The organism is Rhizobium sp. Rhizsp42, from assembly GCF_047304155.1.
Lineage (GTDB): Bacteria > Pseudomonadota > Alphaproteobacteria > Rhizobiales > Rhizobiaceae > Rhizobium.
In genome coordinates, this window is the sequence record NZ_JBGLYS010000085.1 from 1 (window position 1) to 5,507 (window position 5,507).

The 5,507-nt window shown below is 58.1% G+C and carries 8 protein-coding genes; 5 read left to right on the forward strand and 3 right to left on the reverse strand.

The genetic code is table 11. The features are described from left to right. Positions 1-805: 805 nt before the first annotated feature. The 4 genes from ACCD05_RS31495 to ACCD05_RS31510 all read left to right on the forward strand — a co-directional run bounded on the left by ACCD05_RS31495 (position 806) and on the right by ACCD05_RS31510 (position 3,536). Positions 806-2,317: a helix-turn-helix transcriptional regulator gene (locus tag ACCD05_RS31495; protein WP_112980956.1), complete on the forward strand. Its 1,512-nt coding sequence runs from the start codon at positions 806-808 to the stop codon at positions 2,315-2,317. Between the two features lie 147 nt (positions 2,318-2,464). Then, entirely contained in the window at positions 2,465-2,644 is a 180-nt protein-coding gene (locus ACCD05_RS31500) for a CsbD family protein (protein ID WP_111565435.1), read from the forward strand. A gap of 63 nt (positions 2,645-2,707) precedes the next feature. After that, positions 2,708-2,968, forward strand: coding sequence for a hypothetical protein (locus ACCD05_RS31505; protein ID WP_111565436.1), 261 nt, complete (start codon positions 2,708-2,710; stop codon positions 2,966-2,968). A 49-nt stretch (positions 2,969-3,017) separates the two neighbouring features. Beyond that, positions 3,018-3,536: a DUF992 domain-containing protein gene (locus ACCD05_RS31510; RefSeq protein WP_111565437.1), complete on the forward strand. Its 519-nt coding sequence runs from the start codon at positions 3,018-3,020 to the stop codon at positions 3,534-3,536. Positions 3,537-3,900: 364 nt separating this feature from the next. Here ACCD05_RS31510 and ACCD05_RS31515 read toward each other — a convergent pair whose 3' ends face one another. The 3 genes from ACCD05_RS31515 to ACCD05_RS31525 all read right to left on the reverse strand — a co-directional run bounded on the left by ACCD05_RS31515 (position 3,901) and on the right by ACCD05_RS31525 (position 4,921). Further along, positions 3,901-4,065: a hypothetical protein gene (locus ACCD05_RS31515; RefSeq protein WP_313760764.1), complete on the reverse strand. Its 165-nt coding sequence runs from the start codon at positions 4,063-4,065 to the stop codon at positions 3,901-3,903. A gap of 10 nt (positions 4,066-4,075) precedes the next feature. Beyond that, positions 4,076-4,375, reverse strand: coding sequence for a DUF982 domain-containing protein (locus ACCD05_RS31520; protein WP_111565438.1), 300 nt, complete (start codon positions 4,373-4,375; stop codon positions 4,076-4,078). A 72-nt stretch (positions 4,376-4,447) separates the two neighbouring features. Continuing rightward, on the reverse strand, positions 4,448-4,921 hold the full coding sequence (locus ACCD05_RS31525) for an Hsp20 family protein (RefSeq protein WP_112949884.1): 474 nt from the start codon (positions 4,919-4,921) through the stop codon (positions 4,448-4,450). 23 nt (positions 4,922-4,944) lie between these two features. Here ACCD05_RS31525 and ACCD05_RS31530 point away from each other — a divergent pair, with 23 nt between their 5' ends. Next, positions 4,945-5,088, forward strand: a complete 144-nt coding sequence (locus ACCD05_RS31530) for a hypothetical protein (protein WP_162724622.1) — start codon at positions 4,945-4,947, stop codon at positions 5,086-5,088. Positions 5,089-5,507: the final 419 nt, after the last annotated feature.

The window sequence follows — 5,507 nt, forward strand, 5'->3', positions numbered from 1 at the left end:
GAGGCCTCCAAATCAAAGCCTCATTGAATCAAAGCCATGCCCGCGTGTGAACCCCGTTTATGAGTGTAGGGCCTAGTCTGGTTAATGCCAACTGAAAGCTACGCCAGGCATGTTAACTCAGCGTACAGGATTGCTCCGTCAAGCCAACTCGGAAGCCCTCTTGATCAGGTCGAAGATGACGCTGATACGCGCGTCGTGCTGATAGTTGCGGTCGGCCAGGATGCTGCCCATGTCCTCGCTGGCATAGAGCGCGAAGATCTTGAAGTTCGGATCGCGGAAGTGAGCGAGAACATTCGCACACTGGTCGAGGAAGCCACAGCGGTGAATGGTGCGTCGGATGACGATTCGGTTCAGGCTGGTATTCCCGCCTTCAGGTCACGACTATCCTTTGAACGTCGCCTCCCCTCGTTCACAAGCGCTCCGCGGCCTCCCCTCCGCCGGAGCGCGCGGATCCTCGTGGTCCGCTACAGGCCGCCTCCTTCCGCCCGGAGGCGACCTTTCCATGAGCACGTACCGCTCCGCGTGCCCACTCGCGCTTAGTTCCAAACGCCCTATATTGCTTGTTTGGACCTGCTGCGCCCCGACCGACCATTAGCTCCCAGGTTGAAGGGGGCTAAGTTAAATCGACTCGCCGATCTCACGATTCGACTTGGAGGCTAAGAGAATAAAATCGCGTTGCAGGACAGCTCGTAGTCTCCCCGCCAAGGCGAACTCTCGAATTATCCCACAAAACGTCGATCATTCACCCTTTAAATCCTCAGCCGGGACGCAACGTAATGGTCAGCCGATGCAGTTGAGGGACAAAATGAGCGATAATCCTGATCCGCCTAAAATCAACAAGGGCAGCCTCCAAGAACTGATCGGGGGCCTGAGTGATGGTATCATCCTTGTTGAACAGGGTGGACGGATAACCTGGGCAAACGCCGCGGCGATCGCAATGCATCGCGCTAGCAACACCGATGAACTCGGTCGTGACGCAAGAGGATATCGTCGGGCGTTCACCTTGCGGTATCGAAATAATCATCCTCTCGAGGAAGGCCAATATCCGATCGAGAGACTTCTCGCTGGCGAAACAATCGACGATGTGACAGTCGAGGTATCGCCGGCGGCCGATCTTGACATGGTCTGGGTGCACACCGTTCGCACGATGTTCATCACCGACGCTGGCGACAAGCCTGACGCACTGGCCCTGATCATCAGAGATGAGACCCCGCGTTTTGAAGCAGAGGAGCGGTTCGAGCGATCGTTCAATGCCAATCCTGCCCCCGGCCTGATTTGTCGGCTCCACGATCAGCGTTTCATTCGGGTCAACGAGGGATTCCTGGAGATGACGGGCTTCACCAAGGACGATGTCATCGGCAGGACCGTGGAAGCCATCGGTCTATTCTCAAACTGCGAAACCGCGGAAGATGCGCTGTCTAAACTGAACGAGGGGCGGGTGATACGCCACCGCGAAGCCTTGGTTCCGTTGCCCGAAGGTGGCGACCGGCTTGTGATTGTCGCCGGTGAACCTATTTCCGTGGTCGAAGAGCCTTGTATGCTGTTCACCTTTGCCGACCTCGATGCCAGGCGAAAGGCGCAGAACGCACTTCGTCAAAGCGAAGAGCGGTTCTCCAAGTCGTTTCGGCTGTCGCCTGCCCCGGCTGCAATCTCACGGCTCGAAGACTTCGTGTTCACCGAAGCAAACGACGCCTTCCTGGATATCTCGGGTTACGAGCTGACGGAAGTTGTCGGCCGGACTGCTGGTGAGCTCCGGCTTTGGGATGATATTGCCGCCAGACGAGCCGTGGAGCAGAAGCTGCGCGATAACATCTTCGTTCGAAACGAACCCATGCGGCTGAAACAGAAGGACGGTGATTTCGCGGACTGTCTTGTGTCCGCCGAGCGGGTCGAAATCAATGACGAGCAGTGCGTGGTCTGGGCACTCCAGGATGTGACGGAACGCCGGCGCAGCGAGGCTCAACTCGTCGAGGCGATCGAAAGTGTGATGGCCGATACGTCGTGGTTCAGCCGCTCCATTGTAGAGCGCCTCGCGACCCTAAAGCAGGGTTCGACGGTTCCGACGAAAGCGCTGCTGGAGCTCAGCGAACGAGAGCGGGAAATTCTCGGTCTGATCTGTAGCGGGCAAAGCGATGCCGAAATGGGCGAAACGTTGCATCTCTCAAGAAATACCATTCGAAACCACGTCGCTTCCCTTTATGCGAAAATCGGTGTTAACCGCCGGGCGGCCGCGGTCATTTGGGCTCGGGAGCGCGGCTTCACGGCACCCGATCCAAAATCTCGGAAGCGGCCCGAGCGAAGGCCGAGAAAAAAGTGATCTCACCTCCGAAAAAGGTCACGGGATACCAATCGCACTAGTACTTTCAGCTCTGAATTTCTTCCGGTCGCGGTTCTATCTCCTTCTTCATGACGCCGAAATACCCGGGGTCAATGATCGAAACACTGTCTAACGAAAGGCCGCATTATGGATAAGAACCGTATCGAAGGTGCCGCGAAGGAACTTAAGGGCACGATCAAGGAAGTTGCTGGGAAGGTCACTGGCAACGAGAAACTTGAAGCGGAGGGCAAGGTCGACAAGGCCGCTGGCCAGGTGCAGAGCACCGTCGGTAAAGGCAAGGACGCCGTTAAGGATGCGTTGAAGTAAGATTCCGCGATCGACCGGCTCGCCGCGAAGGCGAGCCGTGGTCGTCCAATAAGGATCAACCCGATGCTTTTTCAATCTTTCGCAAGCGCGGCGACCGTCGCGGATCACATTTCGACTATTGAGGCGATCAAGTGCGTTTTGGCGTACACCCATGGCCTGGAAGACTGCCAGATCGAAGTCGAAGTCGTCGACGGCTCCATCATGCTAGCCGGCACGGCGTCGTCGGAAGAAGCCGCATGCGTGGCGAGCGCGATCGCCGCCGACTTCACGTCGAAACCGGTGCTTTGCGGTCTGCGGGTCGCGCCCACATCCAAGCTCGCGTGAAGCCGGTCGTGCGACCTAACACGCTTTAATCTCGAACAAGGAAGAGAAAATGAAGAAGACGCTCATTCTCGCGTTGGCCACCACCCTTGTCTTTGGCTCCGTTGCCACGGCGGCCGATATTCGCCACGGCAAAAGCCAGCATAACGAGAAAGTTGCCTCGCAGCCGAAAGAGCGGCTGGGTACGCTTTCTTGCGAAGTCGCCGGTGGTATTGGCTTACTGATCGGCTCCAGCCGAACGGTTGACTGCCAGTTCAAACAGCGGACCGGCAAGGTCGAACGCTACACCGGTACGATCGGAAAGCTCGGCATCGATGTCGGCGTAACAGGGAAGTCCTATTTGAGCTGGGTCGTGATCAACACCAAGCCGACGACAGTTGGAGAAGGTAGCCTAGCTGGTACTTACGTTGGCGCGTCGGCCGGAGCTTCGGTTGGCCTCGGCCTGGGGGCGAACGCGCTGGTCGGCGGCAACGCCAAGAATTTTGGCCTGCAGCCGCTCAGCGCCGAAGTCGGGACCGGTCTGAATGTCGCGGCCGGCGTATCGAGATTGCAACTGCGCAAGGCAGGTTAGAAATCGGTGATCGTGTAATCCCGATTTATCCGATCGGCTGACGCCTTCGAGGGGCGAGGCCGCTCGCCCCTCTTATCATTGTGGACCCTATGATAGGTAATCGCTAGGCGACAGTGAGAGCCGATACGCATCCACCACCGTCAGCACGTGGTGGATGGCGATGGATATACTTGAAACGCGGCTCGCGCTGTTTTCACCGCCAGCTTGGAGCGAAGCGTCCCTGGGGTGCCATCGAGGTCAATCCCAGGCTGTGCACTCGACAGTAGCGTCGTGATCAAGCTCCCCCGGAGCCGCCCGCACCTCCTCCATTGAGCCTGGCGGGCGTTCCCGGGAGATGCCGCTGCGATAATTGCGAATCCACCGCCTACAAGTCTGGTGCCCAAGCCGCCAGGAAGGCGCGACGATCATCAATCGAGAGAAATGGCGCACGGACGACGTCGATCGGCCGCCGAAGCTGAAGGCCGGGAACGAGAACCACCAGCGCTATCGTCGCGGCTTGGCTGGCGGCCCGTTGCAGTTGACTATGCATGGGTTTCTCCTCACCGGATGTGCGGATCTTGATCCCGCCTCAGGCGAGACGCGGCTATGGCACCCGTTTCCGGCGCCAGCAAATCATGCCTTTCAGCGAATGCCGCGAAAAGGCCGCGCGCCGTTTCGGCCTCGATCTCGCCGCGCAACGCGGCGCCGCAGGCCTTCAAGGCAACAGCATGCGCATTATCCCTCAGCCTCATTGGCCATTCACAAAGATGACGATACGCGTCCGTCGCACTGTGAACCTCGGCCGGAAAACCTAGGCCGACGAGAATGCAAATTGGCTCTCTGAACATATCGGGCTTCATCTGTCTCTCCTTTCCGACCCGCGATGTTGGTGGGTGTCACGGCGCGTGGCGCCCATTAGTGGACAAGCTCGATCACGCCGCTTCCCGCGCCTCGATGTGAGCGGGGCAGGACGAAGTCAGAGCTGGTGAGCCCTGGATCCAAATCTTCCGCGGCTTCAACGCCTCCGGGATCTCACGAACGAGATCGATCGAAAGGAGGCCGTTGCTCAGATCCGCGCCATTCACCCGGACGTGGTCGGCAAGCTCGAAACGATGCTCGAACGGACGTCCGGCAACGCCGCGATGCAGGTAGGCATCGGCGGAGGATTCCTGCTTCTTGCCGCTGACAGTCAGCAGGTTGGACTGAAAAGTGATGTCGAGATCGTCCTGAGCAAACCCGGCCACCGCGATCGAGATGCGGTAACCGTCGTCACCGGTCTTTACGATGTCATAGGGCGGCCAGTCGCTGATCGAGCGGGCGCGCTGAGCGTTTTCGAGAAGATTGAAGACCCGATCGAACCCGATGCTCGAGCGGAACAGGGGGGCGTAGTCGTAAGATGGTCCCATAGCCATATCCTCCTTGAAGCAACATGGGTACGGAAACGCCGAAAGGCGGCGCCTCCAGCAAGGCCAGCTCTGTCCTCAGCAACTGGCTGGAAAATAATTTGGCTTTTGAGAGTTTCGGCTTCAAGATCCGCGGCGCGAAAAATTCCACACCGACCGAAATCGGATGATTTCGGCGTTTATCGCTAGGATTGAGGATAGGCGGGCTCGAACCGGGCCATCATCTCAGATGCTTGCTGAACACGCTCGGCTGCCTCCGGTCTACCGCGTGCAAGCTCGCCAGCATTGACACGCATTGCTTTTGCAATGCTCGCGGACATCGTTGCGAACTTTCCTTACTGGACTAGGGCTTCTTTTGAGGCGGTCTCAAGCCAGCGAGCAAAGTCCACTATGATTCCTTCGCGTTCATCCATGCGACGTTCTTGAGGATATTGATGTTCTCTTCCATAGAGGTGTTACTCCGTCGCCTTCGGGGGCACCAAGCTCGGCAGTCCTCGGTGGGTCGAAAAGCGAGGAAGACGAAAAATCAAAATCAAGAGTTCAATGGAGCTTGAACTCGCCCTCGACACGGCGCCATTCGTGTGGCCCG

What these genes read in the sequence shown, in the direction of transcription:
- ACCD05_RS31495 (WP_112980956.1), top strand. Translation starts at nt 806, where the DNA reads ATGAGCGATAATCCTGATCCGCCTAAAATCAACAAGGGCAGCCTCCAA.
- ACCD05_RS31500 (WP_111565435.1), top strand. Translation starts at nt 2,465, where the DNA reads ATGGATAAGAACCGTATCGAAGGTGCCGCGAAGGAACTTAAGGGCACG.
- ACCD05_RS31505 (WP_111565436.1), top strand. Translation starts at nt 2,708, where the DNA reads ATGCTTTTTCAATCTTTCGCAAGCGCGGCGACCGTCGCGGATCACATT.
- ACCD05_RS31510 (WP_111565437.1), top strand. Translation starts at nt 3,018, where the DNA reads ATGAAGAAGACGCTCATTCTCGCGTTGGCCACCACCCTTGTCTTTGGC.
- ACCD05_RS31515 (WP_313760764.1), bottom strand. Translation starts at nt 4,065, where the DNA reads ATGCATAGTCAACTGCAACGGGCCGCCAGCCAAGCCGCGACGATAGCG.
- ACCD05_RS31520 (WP_111565438.1), bottom strand. Translation starts at nt 4,375, where the DNA reads ATGAAGCCCGATATGTTCAGAGAGCCAATTTGCATTCTCGTCGGCCTA.
- ACCD05_RS31525 (WP_112949884.1), bottom strand. Translation starts at nt 4,921, where the DNA reads ATGGGACCATCTTACGACTACGCCCCCCTGTTCCGCTCGAGCATCGGG.
- ACCD05_RS31530 (WP_162724622.1), top strand. Translation starts at nt 4,945, where the DNA reads ATGGGTACGGAAACGCCGAAAGGCGGCGCCTCCAGCAAGGCCAGCTCT.